The sequence below is a fragment of the Demequina activiva genome, assembly GCF_016862815.1.
Lineage (GTDB): Bacteria > Actinomycetota > Actinomycetes > Actinomycetales > Demequinaceae > Demequina > Demequina activiva.
On sequence record NZ_BONR01000005.1, the window covers coordinates 31,913 to 53,107 of the forward strand.

Annotated in this window: 14 protein-coding genes and 1 tRNA gene; 9 read left to right on the forward strand and 6 right to left on the reverse strand. The window is 72.3% G+C overall.

What is annotated here, in order from left to right; genetic code table 11:
- Positions 1-8 precede the first annotated feature (8 nt).
- Genes Dac01nite_RS10575 through Dac01nite_RS10585 form a run of 3 tightly spaced genes read left to right on the forward strand, consistent with a single transcriptional unit; the run spans position 9 to position 6,799 of the window.
- Positions 9-3,158: an ATP-dependent helicase gene (locus Dac01nite_RS10575; RefSeq protein ID WP_203656765.1), complete on the forward strand. Its 3,150-nt coding sequence runs from the start codon at positions 9-11 to the stop codon at positions 3,156-3,158.
- Positions 3,155-6,451 (forward strand): ATP-dependent helicase, encoded by a 3,297-nt coding sequence (locus Dac01nite_RS10580; protein WP_203656766.1) that lies wholly within the window; start codon positions 3,155-3,157, stop codon positions 6,449-6,451. Before Dac01nite_RS10575 ends, Dac01nite_RS10580 begins: the two co-directional genes overlap by 4 nt.
- Before the next feature lie 6 nt (positions 6,452-6,457).
- Complete coding sequence (locus Dac01nite_RS10585) at positions 6,458-6,799, forward strand: biopolymer transporter Tol (RefSeq protein WP_203656767.1); 342 nt, start codon at positions 6,458-6,460, stop codon at positions 6,797-6,799.
- Here the strand turns inward: Dac01nite_RS10585 and Dac01nite_RS10590 are convergent.
- Complete coding sequence (locus Dac01nite_RS10590; protein ID WP_203656768.1) at positions 6,796-7,728, reverse strand: macrolide 2'-phosphotransferase; 933 nt, start codon at positions 7,726-7,728, stop codon at positions 6,796-6,798. The two genes, Dac01nite_RS10585 and Dac01nite_RS10590, sit on opposite strands and share 4 nt — an antisense overlap.
- Positions 7,729-7,816: 88 nt before the next feature.
- On the opposite strand from Dac01nite_RS10590, the gene nudC reads away from it, so the two are divergent.
- Both nudC and Dac01nite_RS10600 read left to right on the forward strand, forming a co-directional pair.
- The gene (gene nudC, locus Dac01nite_RS10595) at positions 7,817-8,734 is read left to right on the forward strand and encodes an NAD(+) diphosphatase (RefSeq protein ID WP_203656769.1); all 918 of its coding nucleotides are present in this window, start codon (positions 7,817-7,819) and stop codon (positions 8,732-8,734) included.
- A gap of 54 nt (positions 8,735-8,788) precedes the next feature.
- Positions 8,789-10,771 (forward strand): ATP-dependent helicase, encoded by a 1,983-nt coding sequence (locus Dac01nite_RS10600; protein ID WP_203656770.1) that lies wholly within the window; start codon positions 8,789-8,791, stop codon positions 10,769-10,771.
- A gap of 6 nt (positions 10,772-10,777) precedes the next feature.
- On the opposite strand, the gene Dac01nite_RS10605 is transcribed toward Dac01nite_RS10600, so the two are convergent.
- From Dac01nite_RS10605 to Dac01nite_RS10615, 3 genes are all read right to left on the reverse strand, one after another.
- The gene (locus Dac01nite_RS10605) at positions 10,778-11,611 is read right to left on the reverse strand and encodes a hypothetical protein (protein WP_203656771.1); all 834 of its coding nucleotides are present in this window, start codon (positions 11,609-11,611) and stop codon (positions 10,778-10,780) included.
- Between the two features lie 140 nt (positions 11,612-11,751).
- Positions 11,752-11,910 (reverse strand): DUF5679 domain-containing protein, encoded by a 159-nt coding sequence (locus Dac01nite_RS10610; RefSeq protein WP_203656773.1) that lies wholly within the window; start codon positions 11,908-11,910, stop codon positions 11,752-11,754.
- Positions 11,911-12,040: 130 nt separating this feature from the next.
- The gene (locus Dac01nite_RS10615) at positions 12,041-13,432 is read right to left on the reverse strand and encodes a zinc-dependent metalloprotease (protein ID WP_203656775.1); all 1,392 of its coding nucleotides are present in this window, start codon (positions 13,430-13,432) and stop codon (positions 12,041-12,043) included.
- 105 nt (positions 13,433-13,537) lie between these two features.
- Here Dac01nite_RS10615 and Dac01nite_RS10620 point away from each other — a divergent pair, with 105 nt between their 5' ends.
- From Dac01nite_RS10620 to Dac01nite_RS10635, 4 genes are all read left to right on the forward strand, one after another.
- Entirely contained in the window at positions 13,538-14,695 is a 1,158-nt protein-coding gene (locus Dac01nite_RS10620) for a YlbL family protein (protein WP_203656777.1), read from the forward strand.
- A gap of 40 nt (positions 14,696-14,735) precedes the next feature.
- The gene (locus Dac01nite_RS10625; RefSeq protein ID WP_203656779.1) at positions 14,736-17,735 is read left to right on the forward strand and encodes a UPF0182 family membrane protein; all 3,000 of its coding nucleotides are present in this window, start codon (positions 14,736-14,738) and stop codon (positions 17,733-17,735) included.
- A gap of 47 nt (positions 17,736-17,782) precedes the next feature.
- A tRNA-Met gene (locus Dac01nite_RS10630) sits at positions 17,783-17,856 on the forward strand.
- 87 nt (positions 17,857-17,943) lie between these two features.
- Complete coding sequence (locus tag Dac01nite_RS10635; protein ID WP_203656781.1) at positions 17,944-19,245, forward strand: APC family permease; 1,302 nt, start codon at positions 17,944-17,946, stop codon at positions 19,243-19,245.
- A gap of 16 nt (positions 19,246-19,261) precedes the next feature.
- Here the strand turns inward: Dac01nite_RS10635 and Dac01nite_RS10640 are convergent, their stop codons facing one another.
- Positions 19,262-20,017 carry an ABC transporter ATP-binding protein gene (locus Dac01nite_RS10640; RefSeq protein ID WP_203656783.1) on the reverse strand — a complete coding sequence of 252 codons (756 nt, stop codon included), beginning with the start codon at positions 20,015-20,017 and terminating at the stop codon, positions 19,262-19,264.
- Complete coding sequence (locus Dac01nite_RS10645; RefSeq protein WP_203656789.1) at positions 20,010-21,188, reverse strand: ATP-binding cassette domain-containing protein; 1,179 nt, start codon at positions 21,186-21,188, stop codon at positions 20,010-20,012. The genes Dac01nite_RS10640 and Dac01nite_RS10645 overlap by 8 nt, the downstream gene beginning before the upstream one ends.
- Positions 21,189-21,195 lie beyond the last annotated feature (7 nt).

Sequence of the window (21,195 nt, forward strand, 5' to 3'; positions counted from 1 at the left end):
ATGGGCACATGACAGCCGCCCTGCTCGCCCTCCCCGAGGAAGGGTTCCGCGCGCCTGATCTCGACCCGAGCCAGACCGCTGCAGTCGAACGCTCCGTACGCGGCTCGGGCCACGTCGTGGTCGTCGGGCCGCCCGGCAGCGGCAAGTCCACGGTGGTCGTGGCGGCCGCCGCCCGCGCGGCCCGGCTCGGGATGCCGCCGGAGCGCCTGCTCGTGCTGGCACCCACGCGCAGCGCCGCCGCGCGCCTGCGCGACCGCGTCGCGGCGAGCGTGGACCGGGCCTCCGGCGTGGCGGTGGTGCACACTGCGGCCTCCGTCGCTCACGCGATCCTGTCCGCGAAGGCGAACGCGATCGGCGAGCCCCCTCCCAGCCTCATCACGGGCGCGGACCAGGACGCGATCCTGCGCGACCTCCTCGAGGGCCATCGGCGCGGGGCGGGCGCGGCGCCCGACTGGTCCGCCGTGCTGCCCCCGGAGGCCACAGCGCTGCCCGGCTTCCGGTCGGAGCTGAGGGACCTCATCATGCGTGCGACCGAGGCGGGCCTGCTGCCGGATGCGCTCCGCGAGCTCGCATCGCGCACCGGGCGCCTCGAGTGGGACCGCGCGGCGGCTGTCTACCAGGAGTATCTCGAGACCGTCGGGTGGCAGGAGCTCGAGGGGCGCGGCCTCCGATACGACCCCGCCAGCGCTGCGCGGGACGCCGCGCTCGCCCTCGACGGCTGGGAGCGGGGCTGGGGCCCGCGACCATCCTGGGACCTGGTCGTGGTCGACGACTACCAGGATGCGACCGCGGCATCGATCGCGCTTCTCGAAGCCCTCGCAGCCGGAGGTTCGCGTCTGTGCCTCGTGGGGAACGCGGACCAGGCGGTGCAGGGCTACCGCGGCGCGGTGCCATCCGCACTCGCCCAAGCCACGGCGGCGTCGGGCCGCCACGCCTTCGCCGCCACCACCGTGCGACTCGACGGCGACCACCGCCAGCCGCCCACCGTCGCCAGGGCCTACGACCACGTGGCCGAACGCATCGGCATCCAGTCGGTCGGCTCCGCGCGTAGGGGCGCGGCGGCGGACTCCCACGAGGCGTCGGGCGACCTCGAGATCCTGGTGGCGCCCCACCACTACGCGCAGTCCCGCGCGATCGCGGCCGCCCTGCGTCGCGCGCGCCACGGCATCGATGGACCCGAGGTGCCGTGGGGGCGCATGGCGGTGATCGCGCGCTCGAACGGCCAGCTGCGAAGCCTCCGCGCGGATCTGCTCGCGGCGGACGTCCCGTGCGAGTCGCTGGGTGACGGCGTCGCGCTGCACGAGCAGCCGGTGGTCGCTCCGCTGCTGGGCATGATGCTGGTCGCCGCCGGCCGTGAGCCATGGAGCGAGGAGCTGGCGACCCAGGTGCTGTCCTCGCGCCTGATCGGGCTCGACCCGGTGGGTCTGCGGCGGTTGCGCCGCGGACTGCTGCGAGAGGATCGCGCCGCCGGGGGCAGGAGCGCCGCCTCAGACCTCCTCGTGGATGCGCTGGCCGACTCCGCCCGGTGGGCAAGCCTGCCCGGCGAGGAGGCGCGCGCCGCCGCTCGCGCGAGCCGCGCGGTCGAGCATGCCCGAGCCGCGCACGCGGCAGGCGAGACGTCGCCGCGCCGGGTGATCTGGGCTCTGTGGTCCGCGCTGGGCGTCGCGGACCACTGGCGCGAGGCCGCGCTCGCGGGATCCGCGCGCGACGATGCCGACCTCGACGCCGTGATCGCCCTGCTGCGCGAGGCGCAGAACGTCGAGGAGCGCAGGCCCGGCATCACCGCCGAGGGCTTCGTCGCCCACCTGACGTCACAGGAGTTCGCGGTCGACAGCCTGGGTGCGCGGGCGCAGGGCACTGAGGCCGTCGCCTTCGTCACCCCCGCCTCCGCCTCCGGCCGGGAATGGGACCTGGTGGCCATCGCCGGCGTCGAGGAGGGCGTGTGGCCCAATCTGCGGCTGCGCGACTCCGTGCTCGGCGCCCAGCACCTGGCGGAGATCCTCGCGTACCGTGCGCCAGCGGAGCCGCTCACTGGCGAGGCGCGGTCGCGGCTCGCCGCGTCGGCACGCCGCACCGTGCTGGACGACGAGGCCCGAGCCTTCGCCGTGGCGCTGTCCCGCGCTCGCTCGCGGGTGGTGCTCACGTGCGTCGAGGACGAGGACACGCGGCCGTCGCGCTTCGTCGACTGGCTCGAGGCCGCGACCGGTGTGACGCGTGCGGCCACGGGAACCGTGCCGCGCGTGTCGGACCTCCGGCACGCCGTGGCGCGACTGCGCGCGGAGGGCGGCCGCGCATCGGCCGTAGGGGATGACACCCACGCCATGGCCCTGGCCCGCCTCGCCGCGCTCGGCGTGCCGGGCGCGCACCCGTCCTCCTGGAGCGGTGTCGCGACGCCGTCCACCGCGGAGGGCTTCTTCGAGCCCGACCGGGCGGTGCGCGTGTCCCCGTCCAAGGTCGAAGGCGTCGAGCGCTGTGCGCTGCGGTGGGCACTCGAGAGCGCTGGGGGAGTGGGGCAGGATTCGGACAAGCAGCAGCTCGGCACGCTCGTGCACGAGCTCGCCCAGGCGCATCCCGCCGGCACCGAGGAGCAGCTGCGCGCCGCTCTCGACGAGCGCTGGTCCGAGATCGCAGGCACGGAGTCGCTGCCGGATCGGGTGCTGCGCGCCAAGGCCGATGCGATGATCCACCGGCTCGCGGAGTACTTCGCTGCGAACCCAGCGGACGCGGTGGGGCTCGAGCAGCGCTTCGAGGTCGCGATCGAGGACGCCCTCCTGACAGGATCCGCCGACCGGGTCGAGACCCGAGGCGAGGCGACCCGCATCGTCGACCTCAAGACCGGCGATCCCCAGTACGCAGGAGACCCGTCCACGCACGCCCAGCTGTCGATGTACCAGCTCGCCGCCGCGCACGAGGCCTTCGAGGGCGTCGACCATGCCGAGGGCGCCGCGCTCGTGTTCGTCGGCGGGGGCAACAAGGGCTACTCCATCAGGGAGCAGCCGCCCATCGACGTCGACGCGCAGCGCGCCCGGCTGGCGAGCGTGGTCGAGACGATGCGCGGGACGCACTTCCTCGCGGTCGAGAACGACATGTGCGGGCGGTGCCCGGTACGGCGTGCGTGTCCCATCCAGCCCGAGGGCCACCAGGTGAGCGACGCATGACGGAGCCGATCGAGTCCGGCCACGTCGACGGCTACAGCCGCACGGTGCCGGAGCTCGCGGCGATCATCTCGCCCGACACGAGCCCCACGCCCGAGCAGTCCGCCATCATCGGGGCGGGGCTCGAGCCCACCCTCATCGTCGCTGGCGCCGGGTCGGGCAAGACGGAGACGCTGTCGATGCGCATGGTCTACCTGCTGGACCACGGCGAGCGCCTGTTCGGGCGTCCCATCAGCCCCGACGAGATCCTGTGCCTCACGTTCACCCGCAAGGCCGCGGCAGAGATCGCCGAGCGGGCTGCCGCCCGGATCACGTCCGTGTTCGGCGCGGACCCGGCCCGTCCTCCGGTGAGCGTCGCGACCTACAACGGGTACGCGGCGTCGCTGGTCGCCGAGCATGGCCTGCGGCTGGGGACCGACCCCGACGCCGCCACCCTCACCGACGCGGCACTGTGGCAGATCGCCGACGCGGTGGTGTCGCAGTGGTCGGACCCCGTCGACACCGCGGCGTCCGTGAGCACGCTGACGCGCGCCGTCTCCTCGTTCGCCGCCCAGACCCGCGAGCACCTCACCACCCCGTTCGAGGTACGGGACTGGGCGCGAGGCACACTGGACGGACTCGCCGCGCTGCCCGGTGCCCGCGGTGGCACGGCACTGGTCAACGCGAACGGGAACCCGACCCCGGAGGCGAACGCGCTCAAGCAGCTCACCACGCTCATCGATCTCGCGCCCATGGCTCACGAGTTCCTGCGCCGCAAGCGCGAGGGGTCGTACCTCGACTTCTCCGACCAGGTGGCCTACGGCGTCGCGCTCGCGGACCTCGACACGGTGCAGGCGATCGAGCGCAGCCGCTACCGGGTGGTCCTCCTCGACGAGTTCCAGGACACGTCACCCGCGCAGCTGCGGCTGTTCGCGCGGATGTTCGGCGCGGATCACCCCGTGATGGCCGTGGGGGACCCGAACCAGGCCATCTACGGCTTCCGCGGAGCCTCGGCGAGCGCGCTGTCCGCGTTCGTGGAGCAGTTCGGCGGCGCCGAGCACGTCTCCCGACGGAGCCTGTCGGTGTCCTGGCGCAACGAGGCGGCGGTGCTCGCGGCAGCGAACATGGTGGCGAGCGCGCTGCCGGAGCAGGGTGCGGTGCGAGTGGAGCCCCTGCGGTCCACGGGGCAGTACCTGGGCCGGCCCGAGCCGAGGCGCGCCGCGCCTGGCGTCGTGGCGCACATGGCGCAGGACCTGAGCGACGAGGCCGACGCCGTTGCGGCATTCATCGTCGCCAGGCGCCGCGAGATCGGGAGGTCAGGCGTCCAGCCCACGGCTGCCGTGCTGTGCCGGCGCCGCTCGCAGTTCGGCTCGATCGTCGAGGCGCTCGCGAAGGCCGGGCTCGACTACGAGGTGGTCGGCCTCGGCGGGCTCATCGACACCCCGGAGGTGGCGGAGCTCATCGCGTTGCTCCAGGTCGCCCACGATCCCTCGCGCGGCGACTCGCTGATGCGGCTGCTGGCAGGCGAGCGCATCGCTCTCGGGCCGCGCGACCTCATGGCGCTCAAGGACTGGTCCGACCATGACGCGGACCGCTCGCCCGGAGCGGACAGGAGCGTGCCCGGCCTGCGGGAGCACGCCCGCACCATCGTCGATGGGCTGGACTCGCTGCCCGGGCCCGCATGGGTCTCGCGTGAGGGGCGCTCGTTCACCCCGGAAGGGCTCGCCCGGCTCGCGACGCTGCGCGAGGTGGTGCGCGCGATCCGCCAGCACACGTACCTGTCTCTGACGGAGACCATCGCCTTCGCCGAGCGTGCGTGGTGCCTGGACATCGAGGCAGAGGTGAGCCGCCCGGATGGTCGCGCATCGCGCAATGTCGACGCATTCCTCGACGCCGCCCGCACCTTCGCCGCAGGGGCCGAGCGCGCGACGCTCGGCGCGTTCCTCGCATGGCTCGACGCTGCGCGCGATGAGGAGCGTGGCCTCACGGCTCCGGTCAAGGAGCCTGAGCCCGGTGCGGTCCAGGTGCTCACGTGTCACAGCGCGAAGGGCCTCGAATGGGACATCGTCGCCGTTCCAGGACTCACCCAGGGCGCCAGCACGCGCGGCCGCAGCCAGTTCCCGTCGGGGGCCGTCCCCACGGTCGTTTCCGAGGATGGCCGCCGTCGCATCATGGTCAAGGACAGCGGATGGATGTCCGAGGCCGGCCAGCTTCCCTACCCGCTGCGGCTCGACCGCGACGACCTCCCTCCCCTCGACCTGGGCGACGTGGTCGATCGCGCGAGCCTCAAGGAGGCGATCGAGGACTTCAAGGCGGAGGCCGGGGCGCACCGCGTGGACGAGGAGCGGCGACTGTTCTACGTCGCGCTCACCCGGGCCCGCTCGCACGTGCTGCTGAGCGGCTCGTGGTGGACCGCTGCCGCCTCGCGCTCGGCGCCGTCCCTGTTCCTCGCCGAGCTGCGCGACGCGGGAGTCGTGGACGACACCTCCTGGGCGCCCGAGCCGGCGGAGGACGCTGAGCGGCCCGTGCGCGAGCCGGCGATGGCGCTGTGGCCGGGGCCGCCGAGTGCCGAGCAGGCCACGCGTCGAGACCTCGCCGCACGCGTGCGAGAGGCGCTCGACGCTCGCGAGCAGCCTGCCACGGCATGGGAGGACCTGCCGTTCGGTCGCGACATCGAGGCCATGCTCGCCGAGCGCGCGCGACGCGGCGGCCCGGCAGCGGCGGTGCCCATGCCGGGCCACCTCACGGCGTCCCACCTGGTGGCCATGCGCCGTGATCGCGACGCCTTCGCGCGACAGCTGCGCCGGCCGGTGCCGCAGGAGCCGACTCTCGCCTCGGCGCGCGGCACGGCCATGCACGCATGGATCGAGGCGCACTACGGTCATCCCACGCTGTGGGAGCCGGACGCGATGCTCGCAGACGACGGCGACGACGGGGACGACATCGCGGCGCTGCGGGCGACCTTCGAGGCCTCGGAGTGGGCCGGCCGCCAGCCCAGCGACATCGAGGTCAAGGTGGAGATGCCGCTCGGCGGCGTCACCATCCGCTCGCGCATCGACGCCGTCTTCCCGCCGGGCCAGGGCCTCGACAAGGTGACGGTGGTCGACTGGAAGTCGGGCGCGCCGCCGCCAGACGCAGACGAGCGCGCCGCGCGCGAGGTGCAGCTGGCGATCTATCGACTCGCATGGTCAGCGTGGAAGGGAATCCCTCTTGAGGAGGTCGACGCCGCGTTCTACTACGTGGGCGCGGACACGACCGTGTGGCCAGAACGGCTCCTGGAGCGCGACGAGATCGTCGCGCTGCTGCGCGGCGAGTGATCGCCGATGGCTGATGTGCACGACCCCCCAGCGGAGGGTCCGGCCTCGGACGAGCGATGGCTCGTCATCGAGGGCAGACGCTGGCGCCGCACGGACCCCGTGCTGCCCCGCGACACGGTGGCGGCGCTCCAGTCTCATCTGGGGCGCGGTCGAGCGGCCGTGCGCGCCGCACGCCGGACGGGAGACGACGCCGCCGTCGCTGCGGCGCGCGAGAGGGTGAACATCGCCAAGCACGGCTTGGGCGAGCGCGGACCGTACTGGTGGGACGAGCCGGAACCGGCGCGTCTGGCTCGGGCCTACGAGGCGCTCGAGCGCCTCGACGCCATGGACGGACCCCAGGCGACCTAGGCGGTCGGGTCGTCGAACAGGAGCGCCTCGAGGTCCGCCAGCATGCCCTCGCCGTCCGCGATCACGTCCGCGTTGTCCGTGCGCACGCCGTACATCAGCCATCGCACCAGGGCGAGCTCGGACGAGAGCCGGGCGCGGTCCAGCAGATGCGGGTCCCGAGTCTCGCGGCGCGCCATGCGGTAGGCCTCGACGATCGACTCGAGCACGTCCTCCGGAGCCGAGGCGGCGAGCCACGCGAGGTCGTCCGCAGGATCCGCGACACGGGCATCCATCCAGTCGGCGACGCCCGTGACGCGGTCGCCGCGCACGTGGATCTGGTGCTCTCCCAGGTCTCCGTGGACCACCGTGGGCTCGAACCTCCACCAGGCCACATTCTCGAGCTGGTGCTCCCAGCGGTCCGCCAGTCGCGGGGGGATCTTGCCGGTGTCGATGCACGCATCGAGCTCCGCCATGCGCCTCTCCCGGTACTCCTCCGCGGTGTAGGTGGGCAGTCCCTGGTCCTCGATGAGGGTGGGAGGGAGCTCGTGGATCTTCGCGATCGACGTGCCCAGGTCAGCCGCGAGGCCGGGACCGGCGTCGACCCGCGCCAGCACCAGGGGGCTGCCGGCAACCTCCGAGTAGACCACGGCCCTGCCGCCCTCGGAGTCCGCGAGGGCGGCGGCGCCACGCGGTCGCGGGACGTCGAACGGGATCAGTCCCGTGTCGTGGGCGCGCGCGAGTGCCGTCAGCAGGCTGCGCTCCGCCTCGAGGGCCGCGCCGGCGGCCGGGCGCTTGGGCGCCCGCACGATCCAGCGAGTGCCGGTGGCGTCCTTGACCACCACGACGTCGAAGTCCGCATCGGAGTGCGGGCTTCGAAGCACGTCATACACGTCGAGGCCGGGCACGGCGACCGACGCGAGCGCGGCGAGCGCGAGCGGAGAACGAGGCACGCCCTCACGATAGAACCTCCTGCGTGAGACGCGCCACAGCCCACGCCGCCCGACCAGGCACGACGGCGCGGTGGCGTAGGTTGGTGCGGTGATCTCCCCGGGCTCCTTCGCCGCACCCATGACGGTCGACCGTGCGGCGCACCGCCGCGAGTCCGACCACGTGGGTCACGCGCACGCGGTCGTGATCCGGGAGGGCACGGTGCTGGCAGGCGCCGACGGGCTCCATCTGGTCGAGCCGGGTGGGTGGAGCGCCGATGCGCTCGTCGCCTACCTCGGGCACGACGGCGAGCGGGACTATGTCGCGGTGGCGGCCGAGGAGGGCGCGCATGCGGGCGAGGAGGGCGCGCATGCGGGCGAGGAGCGCGAGTTCGTGCCGGCGCGCGCGCTGCTGGGCGCCCTGGACGCCCACCCGCGCGGAGCCCGCGATCGGGACCTGGTCCTGACCGCGACCGCGATCGCGCACTGGCATGCCGCGCACGCCCGGTGTCCGCGGTGCGGGACTCCCACAGTCGTGGGAGCCGGAGGGTGGGTGCGTCGGTGCCCGTCCTGCGAGCGGGACCACTACCCGCGCACGGACCCGGCGGTCATCGTCGCGATCACCGATGCGGACGACAGGCTGCTGCTGGCGCACGCGAGCTACTGGTCGGCGCGCCGGTACTCGCACCTGGCCGGCTACGTCGAGCCGGGCGAGAGCTTCGAGCAGACGGTGCACCGCGAGGTGGCGGAGGAGGCCGGCCTCGCTCTCACGGGCCTGGAGTACATCGGCTCGCAGCCGTGGCCATTCCCCGCCTCCGTCATGGTGGGATTCCGCGCGCGAGCGGTGAGCACGGTGCTCCGGCTCGACCAGGACGAGATCTCGGACGCGATGTGGCTCACCCGCGATCAGCTCGTGGAGCGGGTGCGCGACGGCTCCGTCGTGCTCGCTCCTCGCGGCTCGATCGCGCGCTCGATGCTCGACGCGTGGCACGGCGATGGAGCCGCGCTCACGCGCGTGCAGGGGGACTGATCGCGCTCTCGCGCGCGTCGATCCGTGTCGCAGCCACCTGACACAATGCGGTCCATGTCCGCAGACGAGATCCTCGACGCGCTCGACCCCGAGCAGCGCGAGGTCGCGACAGCGCTGCACGGTCCGGTGTGCGTGCTCGCCGGAGCGGGCACCGGCAAGACCCGCGCCATCACCCACCGCATCGCGTACGGCGTGCGCGTCGACGCGTACGCGCCGCAGTCGGTGCTCGCGGTGACCTTCACAGCGCGCGCCGCAGGCGAGATGCGCCAACGGCTGCGCGCGCTGGGCGCGAGCGGCGTCCAGGCGCGCACCTTCCACGCCGCCGCCCTGCGCCAGCTCAGCTACTTCTGGCCCCAGGTGGTGGGAGGTCAGATACCCCAGCTGGTGGAGCAGAAGGCCCCCCTCGTGGGTCGCGCCGCTCGCCACGCGGGACTGAGCCCGGACCGGCTGACGGTCCGCGACCTCGCCAGCGAGATCGAGTGGGCCAAGGTCTCCCTGGTCGCGGCAGAGGACTACGCCGCCACCATCGCGCGCCAGGGACGCCCGACGCCCGCGGGACTCGCCGCGGCGCAGGTGGTGGATGTGATGAGGGCGTACGAGGAGGCCAAGTCGGACGCGGTGGTGCTCGACTTCGAGGACATCCTCCTGCTGCTCGCGGACATGATCGGTCGCCACGGTGAGGTGGGGGAGCAGATTCGCCGCCAGTACCGCCACTTCGTGGTCGACGAGTATCAGGACGTGTCGCCGCTGCAGCAGTTCCTGCTCGAGCAGTGGCTGGGACAGCGCCGCGAGCTGTGCGTCGTGGGAGACCCCGCGCAGACCATCTACTCGTTCGCGGGCGCGAGCCCGCGCCACCTGCTGGGCTTCACCCGCACCTATGAGGACGCCGCTGTGGTGCGGCTGGTGCGGGACTACCGCTCGACCCCGCAGGTGGTGAATCTCGCGAATGGCCTCATGGCCGAGCGTGGCGGCGTCCGCTCCGGAGTGGAGCTCGTCGCGCAGAGGCCCTCGGGCCCGGAGCCCATCTACACGGCCTACGACGACGAGCCTGCGGAGGCGGCCGGTGTCGCCGACCGCGTCGGTGCCTTGATCTCCGGGGGAGTGGCCGCTGCCGAGATCGCGGTGCTGTATCGCACCAACAGTCAGTCGGAGGCGCTGGAGGAGGCGTTGTCGGAGCGCGGCATCGGCTATCTCGTGAGGGGTGGTCAGCGCTTCTTCGATCGCGACGAGGTCCGCAAGGCGATGGTGCTGCTGCGAGGTGAGGCGGTCGCGGCATCGGAGCTCCCGCTGGGCGAACGGGTACGGTCTGCGCTGGCGGAGGCGGGCTGGAGCGAGCAGGCGCCAGCCGCTCGCGGCGCGGTGCGCGAGCGCTGGGAGGCGCTCGAGTCGCTGGCGCAGCTCGCGGACGACTTCGCTGCCGACGCCGGGGGCGAGGCGACCATGCGCGAGTTCGTCGAGCACCTCGCGGAGCGCGCCCAGGCCCAGCACGCTCCTGTCGTGGACGGGGTCACGCTCACCACGATGCATGCGGCGAAGGGCCTCGAGTGGGATGCCGTCTTCATCGTGGGCTGCTCCGAGGGCCTGATGCCGATCTCCCTCGCGGAGACGGACGAGGCCGTCGCTGAGGAGCGCCGACTGCTGTACGTGGCCGTCACCCGTGCGCGCGAGCACCTGCATCTGAGCTACGCGCGGGCCCGCAAGAGCGGTGGCAGGGCCACGCGCAAGCGCACCCGCTTCCTCGAGAAGTGGTGGCCGCAGGCCGCCCGCCCCGCGACGCGTCGTGCGTCCCGTGCGGAGCGTCTCGAGGGGCTCGACGCGGATCAGGCCCACCTGTTCGAGGCGTTGCGACAGTGGCGGCTGGGCGTGGCGCAGGAGGCGTCGAAGCCCGCCTTCACGGTGTTCGCCGACCCCACGCTCATCGACATCGCCGTGCAGCGCCCGCGCACGCGCGGCGAGCTCGCTCAGATCAACGGCGTCGGCGCCGTGAAGCTCGACCAGTTCGGGGCGCAGGTGCTGAGGGTGGTCGCGGACAACTGAGGCCGGTCAGGCGACGCCGCATCGGCAGCCTGGGTGCGCGGCCGGCACCGGCAGCTGCTCGACGCCATGCCCGTCCACTCTCCACCGCGACGTCGCGACGCCCGCGACGAAGTCCGCGGCCAGGCGGGCGACCAGCATGCCGGCCATGCCGGCGGTCAGCGGGTCCGTGCGCGGTCGCCGAGCCTCGCATTGCAGCGCGATCCTGGGCCACAGCCCGTCCTGGTCGGCGGCGTGCATGCCCAGGCACTGGGCGCACGCCCCCGCGCCGGGGATCACCACAGGCCCCACGGTCGCTCCGTGCTCGTCGCAGCAGACCAGCAGGTGTGGGGCGTCGGCCGCGAGCAGCGTGCGGTGGCGCGTCGCTGGTACGCCCACGGTCACGAGGACGTCGAGATCCGCGTGCGCCTGCGCCCCGCGCACCGAGGCGGCAGCGACGGCACGCCGGACCCGCTGCGCGGCGTGCGCCCCCAAGCTCGAGCCCGGCGCCACCGGCTCGCGACCGCCGCGGTCGTGCGCGGCGCCCGCATCGGCGAAGGAGACGTTCCAGCCCAGCCGCGCGAGCATCACGGCGGCCTCGACGGCGATGGCTCCAGCGTTGTGGAAGCGCACGGTCGCGGCCGGAGCGCCGCGCGGCGCGAGCATCCCGCCCTCGTCGAGTGCCGCGAGCACGGTGGCGTGCGTGCGCTCCTCGCGAGCGCTCACCAGCCGGCCCCCCTCGAGGGAGCCGAGGAAGTGCATCTGGGCCGGGCTCAGCCCGGACAGCACCACGGGCCGGTGGATGCCCACCTGCGCCTCGGTCGCGGTGCGGGCGAGGACGGGAGCCGCTGGCCTCAGTCTCATGATCGCCAGCGTGGCACCGCTGGAGGGGGCCGATGCGGTTCTCCACAGCCGGAAGGGGTCGTGACCGCCGGCTGCGGACATGCGAGAGGCGGGCGGCCCGTGGGCCGCCCGCCTCTGATGTCTCCGTGGTGGAGGGAGACTTACGCCTTGCCGAGGATACGGTTCAGCTTGGTGCCGCACACGGGGCACGTGGCCTTCGCCATGCGACGGCCGTTCTCCGAGACGACCACGTCGCCCTCGGTCTCGCGCTTGTCCTTGCACTTCACGCAGTAGAACTCGCCCTGGTACTTGTCGGCCATAGCCTTCTCCTTCTCTCACACGCGACGACGCGCGTCGCGTTCCGTTGGCCACGAGGGGCCGATCACGCACAAGCCTAGACGGAAGCGGTCACGATTCCGCACAACCTGAGGCGGCCGTGTCGTGCGTGGTTCAGCGGTCGTCGCTCTCGTCCTCGCCGCCAGGACCGTCGGACGGCTCGTCACCCGCGGCGCCGTCGAGGCCGCCGGACAGCAACGCCTCGAGCTCCCGATCCACGTCGTCCTCGCTCTCGCCGGACACGAACCGCTCGACCCAGGCGGCGGGATCGTCGAGCGCCTCGGCCGGCGGCAGCACGTCCGGGTGCGCCCACACGCGGTCGCGCCCGGCGTCGCCCACGCGTTGCGTGAGCGCGGCCCACAGCGTCGCAGCGTCCCTCAGACGGCGCGGTCGCAGCTCCAGGCCCAGCAGGGTCGCGAACGTGTCCTCTGCGGGACCGCCCGAGGCGCGCCGGCGGCGCATCATCTCCCTCAGCGCACCGATGCTCGGCAGGTGCGGTGCCGCTGCGCGCACGGTGACCTCCTGGACCCAGCCCTCGATGAGCGCGAGCAGCGTCTCGATCGAGCGCAGGGTCTCCCGCTGCTCGTCGGAGTGATGCGACGCGAAGATTCCGTGCGTGAGCGCCTCCTGGAGCTTCGCGGGCTCCGTGAATCCGGCGCCGCGCACCGCATCGTCGAGCGCCTCGGTGTCGATCGAGATCCCTGCCGCGTAGCGCTCGATCAGATTGTGCAGGTGGCCTGGAAGCCAGGGCGCGGCGGTGAACAGTCGCACGTGCGAGGCCTCGCGCAGAGCGATGTAGCTGCGCACCTCCTCCTCGGGCACGCCCAGTCCGGCCGCGAAGTCGTCGATCGCGCTGGGCACCAGCACCACGCGCGGCTCCGGCAGCAGCGGGAACCCCAGGTCCGTGATGCCGAACGCCTCCCGCGCCATCTCGCCCGCAGCCTGGCCCACGTGCATGCCGGTCACCGTGGGGCTCACCGAGCCGACGATGCCGGACGCGTCGCCACCGAGGTGCGCCGTCGCGTCGTCGGAGCCCAGGATGCCGCCCAGCGCCTGCGAGACGCTCGTGGCGACGGGACCGGCCAGCACCCGCCAGGTGGGCATGGTCGCCTCGACCCACTCCGCACGGCTCCACACGCGGGGCTCGAGCCCGGACGGATCGAAGTCGGTCGCGGCGTCGAGCCACAGCTCCGCTCGGGAGACGGCCGCGCGGAGTGCGCTCGCGGTCGCGCTCGAGACGGTCGGGTCGCCGCCCTGCGCCGCCACCCCGCGGGCCACGTCATGCGCCAGAGTCCAGTTGACGTCCTCGCCCTGTGACTGCGACACCAGCGAGCGAATCTGTCCCAGCACGTGGTCCATCATCGCGGGATTGGCGAGCATCCCGCTCGCCTGAGCGAGCGCCTGGGGGTCCATGCCCATGCGCTCGAGCTCCTCGAGCGCCGCCTCCGCGTCATCGCCGAAGAGCTCGCGCAGCAGGCGCATCCACGGGGTCTCGTCGTCGCTCACGCAGTCTCCTGGAGGTTGGGACCGCGCCTGGCGCGCGGTGCTCTTCAACTTAACGTTCGAGGAGGCGGATTGGGCGCTTCGTTCGCTATAAGCAATGATGGGCGGGTGACACTCCCGCCCGAGCGCAGCGCGACCGTCGCCACCCCCCAGGACAGCGGTGCGACGGCGCTCGACGCTGGTGACCGCGAGCCCGCGCCCGACGACCTCGTGCCGACGGACCGCCGCACTCTCGTGATGTCGGTGTGCGGCCTCGGTGGCGCGATCCTCGTGGCAGTGCTGTCCGTGCTCCCGGCCTCGTTCGCGCTGGGAGGGCCCGGCCCCACGTTCGACACCCTGGCGCAGGACGATGGCGTGCCGACGGTGGAGATCAGCGGCGCCCCGACCTTCCCCGCCTCGGGCGAGCTCCGGCTCACGACGGTGACGGTGGCGCGCACGAGCGAGACCCCCTTCACCTTGGGCCGCGTGCTGCGCGACTGGGCCTCGCCGTCGGCCTATGTGACCCCCGAGGAGGAGGTGTTCGGCACCCCCGACCAGGAGGACGAGTTCGAGGAGCAGTCCCAGCAGGCGTGGATCACCTCGCAGGAGGCGGCCACGGTGGCCGCGCTGGAAGCGCTGGGCGAGCCCGTGCCGGCGACCCTCACCGTCGCCGAGGTCGATGAGACCTCCGACGCCCTGGGCGTGCTCGAGCCCGGCGATGTCATCACCGGAGTGGACGGCGCCGAGGTCGGCACCTTCACGGGACTGTCCGACGCCGTCGGCGACCGGTCCCCGGGCGCTGACATCACGGTCGACTACCTGCGTGGCGGGGAGCAGCAGGAGGCGACCTTCGGGACGCTCGACGACGGCTTCGGCGAGGCGATCATGGGAATCTGGATCGACCCGCAGTTCGACCTGCCCGTCGACGTCTCCGTGAACGTCGCTGAGGTCAGCGGGCCCAGTGCGGGGCTGATGTTCTCCCTGAGCATCATGGACCAGCTCACGGAGATCGACGAGCTGGGCGGCGCGAAGGTCGCCGGCACCGGCACCATCTCCGCCGCCGGCGACGTGGGCCCCATCGGCGGCATTCGCATGAAGATGTACGGCGCGCGGGACGCGGGATCCAGCAGCTTCCTCGCGCCGGTCGAGAACTGCGGCGAGGTGGCCGGGAACGTTCCGGACGGCCTCGACGTATTCTCGGTGGACACCCTCGACGACGCGTATGCCGCGATCACCGCGATCGGGGCCGGCGACACGTCGGCCCTGGCCACGTGCGAGGCCCCATGAGATCGCTTGACGTGAACCTCAACCTCAGAAGGACAGACCAGTGACGTTCGACGACCGACCCACCCCTCCGCGCCGTCCCGTGGAGGTTCCGCGCCGCCGCCGTTCGCCCCTGGCGCTCGCCGGCATCGCGGTCGCGATCATCTTCGTGATCGTGATGGCGTCCGCTCAGGTGTGGACGGAGATCTCGTGGTACCGCCAGGTGGGTTACACCGAGGTGTTCTCCACGCAGTGGCTCGCCAGGCTCGGCATGTTCTTCGGCTTCGGCCTGGTCGCCGCCGGTGCGGTGTGGCTCACGCTGTGGATCGCGCGCCGCGTGCGCCCGGCGGTGACGGGCAAGCGCACCGCGCTCGACCAGTACCGCGAGCAGATCCGGCCGCTCGAGCGCCTGGTGATGGTCGCGCTGCCCGCGTTCGTGGGCCTCGTCGCCGGCCTCGCGATGGCCAGTCGATGGACGGACTTCCTCGCATGGTGGAACCGCGAGCCCTTCGGCGTCGAGGACCCGCAGTTCGGCCTCGACGCGTCGTACTACGTCTTCACGCTTCCCGTCCTGCAGGCCATCGTGGGCTTCGTCCTGACCATCGCGATCCTGTGCACCCTGCTCGCGGCGTTCGTGCACCTGCTGTACGGCGGGATCGGCGGAGGCCGCAGCTTCGTCGCCTCGCGCGGTGCGCGCATCCAGCTGGCGATCTCCGGACTCATCGTGATGCTCGCGATCGCTGCGAACTACTGGCTGGGCCGCTTCTCCCTGCTGAACTCGCAGGGCGAGCGGTTCTTCGGCGCCTCGTACACGGACGTCAACGCGATCATCCCTGGTCGCGCGATCCTGGTGGGCATCGCGGTGCTCGTGGGCCTCATGTTCTTGGCCGTCATCTGGCGCGGCGACTGGCGCATCCCTGCGGTGGGCGTGTCCTTGATGGTGCTGTCGGCTCTCGTGATCGGCGGGATCTACCCGTCCATCGTCCAGCGCTTCCAGGTCGAGCCCAACGCCCAGACGCTCGAGGCCGAGTACATCCAGCGCAACATCGACGCGACGCTGTACGCGTTCGGCCTGGACGGCATCGAGACCATTCCTTACGACGCCGCCACCGAGGCGGAGGCGAACGCTCTGCGAGCGGACGCCGAGACCACCACCCAGATCCGTCTGCTCGACCCGAACGTCGTGTCGCCGGCCTTCCAGCAGCTGCAGCAGAACAAGCAGTACTACAACTTCGGCGACACGCTCCAGGTGGATCGCTACGAGATCGACGGCGAGCTGAGCGACACCGTCATCGCGGTGCGCGAGCTCGACCTCGCGGGCCTGAGCGACGACAACCGCAACTGGGTCAACGACCACACGGTCTTCACCCACGGATACGGCGTGGTCGCCGCATACGGCAACGCCACCACGTCTGACGGCCAGCCGGCGTTCTGGGAGGGCAACATCCCGTCGACCGGCCAGCTCGGCGAGTACGAGCCCCGCATCTACTTCGGCCAGACGCTCCCCGACTACTCGATCGTGGGCGCCCCCGCCGGCACGGAGCCCTGGGAGCTCGACTACCCGGACGACGACTCGCCCACCGGCCAGGTCAACACGACCTACGACGGCGACGGCGGCCCGAGCATCGGCTCCTTCCTCGAGAAGCTCATGTACGCCATCAAGTTCGGCGAGGAGCAGATCTTCTTCTCGGATCGCGTGACCGAGGAGTCGCAGATCCTCTACTACCGCGACCCCATCGAGCGCGTGCAGCGGGTCGCGCCGTACCTCGAGATCGATGAGACCGCCTACCCCGCGGTCGTGGACGGCGAGGTCGTCTGGGTGGTCGACGGCTACACCACCAGCGGCTCGTTCCCCTACTCGGCGGCCGTGCAGGGCACGGGCCTGTTCGCAGGCTCGGAGACGAGTCAGTTCCCGGTGACGCTCAACTACATCAGGAACTCGGTCAAGGCGACCGTCAACGCGTACGACGGCTCGGTGACGCTGTACGCGTGGGACGAGGAGGACCCGATCCTCCAGACGTGGCAGAAGATCTTCCCCAGCACCGTGGAGCCCATCTCCGAGATCTCCGGCGACCTGATGTCGCACCTGCGCTATCCCCAGGACATGTTCCACATCCAGCGTCACCAGCTGCAGAGCTACCACGTGACCGATGCCTCGGCCTTCTACTCCGGTCAGGACGAGTGGGACCTTCCGCAGGACCCGACGGTCACCGAGAACGCCGCCAACCCCGCCGCCACCCTGCAGCCGCCGTACTACCAGACGCTGCAGATGCCCGGGCAGGACGACCCGTCGTTCTCGCTGACGAGCTCGTACATCCCTGGCGGCAACACCGACCGCAACATCCTCACGGGCTTCCTCGCCGTGGACTCGGAGACGGGCTCCACCGCCGGCGAGAAGGCGGCGGGCTACGGCACGATGCGCCTGCTCGAGCTGCCTCGAGACACCACCATCCCCGGTCCCGGCCAGGTGCAGAACAACTTCAACTCGGATCCCAGCGCACAGGAGACCCTGAACCTGCTGCGCCAGGGCGAGACGGACGTGGTCAGCGGCAACCTCCTGACCCTGCCGGTGGGCGGCGGACTGCTCTATGTCCAGCCCGTCTACGTCCAGTCCAGCGGGGGCACCCAGGTGCCGCTGCTGCGCAAGGTCTTCGTGTCGTTCGGCGACGAGGTGGGCTTCGCGGACACGCTGCAAGGCGCTCTCGACCAGGTGTTCGGCGCCGGCGCCGCGCCGGACCTCCCGGGTGAGCCCGATGACGTGGTCGAGCCGGACGTCGAGGTCGACCCCGAGGTTCCGGACACCACCGAGGACCCTGATCCCACGGCGACCCCCGAGCCCACGCCCACCCAGACCTCCGACGACGAGCCCGCCGGGGACCTGGCCGGTGCGCAGGCGGATCTGCGGTCGGCGCTCACCCGGGCGCAGCAGGCGATCGAGGAGGGGCAGGCTGCCCTGGCCGAGGGCGACTTCGCCGCGTACGGCGACTCGCAGGCGGACCTCGGGGCCGCGCTCGAGGATGCGGTGGCCGCCGAGCGCCGCATCGCGAACCTCGAGAACGAGTAGGCGATTTGGAGGCTGGCCCCGCGTCGGGTAATGTAGGTATCTGCCGACGCGGGGTGGAGCAGTTCGGTAGCTCGCCGGGCTCATAACCCGGAGGTCGCAGGTTCAAATCCTGTCCCCGCTACTCCAGCATCACGAAAGCCCGGGCCTCATGGCCCGGGCTTTCGTGCTGTGTCCCCCCTTGCCGGCGTGCGCGCCCTAGACTCTCGGCGTGACCTCGACGCGCAGGGTGGGACTGCTGGGAGCGATCGGCATCGGCGTGGGAGCCATGCTGGGCGCCGGTGTCTTCTCCGACATGTGGGGGGACGTGCTCGCCGCGGGCCGCTGGTATCTGCTCGCCGTGGTGCTCGCGGGAGCAGTGGCGCTGGCCAACGCCCTGTCGACGGCGCAGCTGGCGGCGCGCCATCCCGTGGCCGGAGGCGCCTACGCGTACGGCCGCGCGGAGCTCAATCCGCTGGCCGGGCACGTCGCGGGAGCGGCGTTCGTCGTGGGCAAGACCGTCTCGGTGGCCGTGGGCGCACTGGTGCTGGGCGCCTATGTGCTCCCAGGGCAGGCGCACGTGACCGCCACCGCGGCCATCGTGCTGTGCTGGGCCCTCAACGCCCGCGGCATCACCAAGACGGCGGCCGGCGCCACCGTCATCGCGATCGTCGTGGTCACCGTCCTGGCCGCCGTCGTGACGCTGTCCGTGCTGCGTGACGTCGACGTGGTCGGGGCACCGCTGGCCACGGATCAGGACGCGCTCGTGACGCTGCCGCCGCTGCTGGTGGGCGCCGCCGCCGCGTTCTTCGCGTTCGCCGGCTACGCACGGATCGCCACGCTGGGGGAGGAGGTGCGCGATCCCGGCCGGACCATCCCCCGTGCGATCCTCATCGCCCTGGGGCTCGTGTTCGTGCTCTACGCCGCCGTGGCGTGGGCGCTCGATCGCCTGGGCACGGACCTGATCGTCCCGGCGACGCCCACCGGCGGCGGCACCGTCGAGACCACAGGCGTGGCGGCACCGATCGAGCAGCTCGCGCGAGCGGCCGGGCTGCCCGTGTGGGCGGTGACCGCGACCGCCGCGCTCAGCATCGGCGGCGCGATGCTCGCGGTGATGGCTGGCGCAGGTCGCACAGCCATGGCGATGGCTCGCGAGGGCGACCTCCCTCGGGCCCTGGCGCACCAGGGCGCGAGCGGAGCGCCGTGGCGCGCGGAGGGCGTGATCGCCCTGGTCGCCGTGGTGCTTGTGTGGTCGCAGGGAGTGAGCCTGATCCTGGTCTCGGTGGCGTGCATCCTGCTCTACTACGCCGTGGCCAACCTCGCGGCGATCCGGCAGCGACGGGCGCGCAGGACGGCGACCCTGCGAGTCCCCGTCTGGGTCTGCGCTGCGGGACTGGCGGGATGCACCGCCTTGGGAGCGGTGGCGCTGGTGTCCGCCTCCGGAGCTCTCGCCCCAGCGGCCGTGGTGCTGACCGTGGTCGTGGGCTGGCCGCTCGTCGCGGCTGCGCTCCGACGCTCACGCGCCCGAGCGTGACGCTCCGGGCCCGGTGTCAGATCACCCTGCCCTGATGCTCCGAGCCCGTCGCCCGCGAGCCCGTTCCCACGAAGGTGGCGTCGTCCGCCGACACGAGCCGGCCGTCCGCGAGGCGCACGGTGTCGTCCGCGATGTCCATCATGCCCTGGTCGTGGGTCGAGACCAGCGCCGTCATTCCCTCGGCCGCGATGACGTCTCGCAGCAGGGCCATGATCGCGGCACCGGTGTCGGCGTCCAGCTGCCCCGTGGGCTCGTCGGCGATCAGCAGGCGTGGCTCGTTGGCGAGGGCTCGCGCGATGGCGACGCGCTGCTGCTGTCCGCCAGACAGCTCTGCGGGGCGTTGGTCCTTGTGCTTGGACAGGCCCACGAGGTCCAGCAGCTCGGCCACGCGCCGTTCGCGGACGGACGTCTTCGCTGTCTGCAGGCGCATCGGCAGCCCGACGTTCTCCGCGGCGGAGAGCATGGGGACCAGGCCGAAGGTCTGGAACACGAACGCCACCGTGTCGCGACGCAGGGCCGTGCGGCGGCGCTCCGAGAGCGTCGTCACCTCGACATCGTCGACCACGATCCGTCCGCTGCTGGGCCGGTCGAGACCGCCGATGCAGTTCAGCAGGCTGGTCTTGCCCGAGCCCGAGCGGCCCACGAGTGCGACCAGGCGCCCGCGAGGCACCTCGAAGCTGACGTCCTCGAGCGCGATCACCTTCCCGGATCCGTGGCCGAAGGTGCGGGTCACCGACTCGACGGTCACCATGGGCGTGGCCTGGTCAGTCATCCTGGGCCTCCTCGTTGCGTGTCCGCGGGTCCGGTGAGGTGCGCGGCAGATACGGTGCATCGTCGCCGCGGGCGGCGTCGATGTCGAAGTTCTCCGGCAGCTTCGAGGCACGTGGGGGCGGTGTGGGCGCCGGGGGAGCGTACGGATCCGGCCCGTCCGATGCGCCGGTCGCCGCGTCCTGCGCCGGCACGTCGCGCTGGGGCGGCGTGGCAGGCGCCGCGGGCGCCTGGGCGACCGGCGCTTCGGCGGGCCGCTCCCGGTGGGGCGCGGTGTCGTTCCAGACGCCCACGTGGTCTGGTTCGAGCTCGAGGCGCACGCGGTCCCTGAGGCCCAGCGCGTCGCGGTAGTCCTTGGGCAGCTGCATGCGCCCAGCGCGATCCAGCACCGCGTACTCCTCGTGGATGGTCTGCGTCTGGCCCTCGTCGTCCACGTGCGTGCGGCGCACCACCTCGGTCGCGGTGCGGCCGTCCCGGATCGCCACCGTGCGCTGCACCTGGGAGCTCACGGCGTGGTCGTGCGTCACCACCACGACCGTCGCGCCCAGCTCCTGGTTGGCCGCGCGCAGGGCCGCGAACACGTCGTCGCCCGTGCTCGAGTCGAGCTCTCCGGTGGGCTCGTCCGCGAAGATCACCTCGGGCTCGTTCGCCAGCGCCACCGCGATCGCTACCCGCTGCTGCTCGCCGCCGGACAGCTGCGCGGGGCGGCGAGCGCCCTTGTCGGCCATGCCCATCGCCGCGAGCAGCTCGTCCGCGCGCTCCCCGCGACGGCGGCCGGACACGCCATCGAATGCCATGGGCAGCATCACGTTCTCGCGTGCGGAGAGGTAGGGGAGCAGGTTGCGGGCCGTCTGCTGCCACACGAACCCCACCACGGACCGGCGGTACGTGAGGCGGTCCGCGTGGCTCATGCGCAGCAGGTCCCAGCCAGCGACGCGCGCCGCGCCCGCGGTCGGCACGTCGAGGCCGGACAGGACGTTCAGCAGCGTCGACTTCCCGGATCCCGACTGGCCGACGATGGCGATCATCTCGCCCTTGTCGACCAGCAGGTCAAGCCCTTGCAGCGCCTGCACCTCGATGTTCTCGACCTGGTAGATCCTCACCAGGTTGTCGCACACGATGAGCGCGTTCGCGCCGTACTCCACCTGGGACGTGGCGGCTGTGGTCTGGGTCATGATCGTT

Excerpts from the sequence above, each read along its gene's own strand:
- Dac01nite_RS10575 (WP_203656765.1), top strand. The coding sequence starts at position 9 with ATGACAGCCGCCCTGCTCGCCCTCCCCGAGGAAGGGTTCCGCGCGCCT.
- Dac01nite_RS10580 (WP_203656766.1), top strand. The coding sequence starts at position 3,155 with ATGACGGAGCCGATCGAGTCCGGCCACGTCGACGGCTACAGCCGCACG.
- Dac01nite_RS10585 (WP_203656767.1), top strand. The coding sequence starts at position 6,458 with ATGGCTGATGTGCACGACCCCCCAGCGGAGGGTCCGGCCTCGGACGAG.
- Dac01nite_RS10600 (WP_203656770.1), top strand. The coding sequence starts at position 8,789 with ATGTCCGCAGACGAGATCCTCGACGCGCTCGACCCCGAGCAGCGCGAG.
- Dac01nite_RS10605 (WP_203656771.1), bottom strand. The coding sequence starts at position 11,611 with ATGAGACTGAGGCCAGCGGCTCCCGTCCTCGCCCGCACCGCGACCGAG.
- Dac01nite_RS10610 (WP_203656773.1), bottom strand. The coding sequence starts at position 11,910 with ATGGCCGACAAGTACCAGGGCGAGTTCTACTGCGTGAAGTGCAAGGAC.
- Dac01nite_RS10640 (WP_203656783.1), bottom strand. The coding sequence starts at position 20,017 with ATGACTGACCAGGCCACGCCCATGGTGACCGTCGAGTCGGTGACCCGC.
- Dac01nite_RS10645 (WP_203656789.1), bottom strand. The coding sequence starts at position 21,188 with ATGACCCAGACCACAGCCGCCACGTCCCAGGTGGAGTACGGCGCGAAC.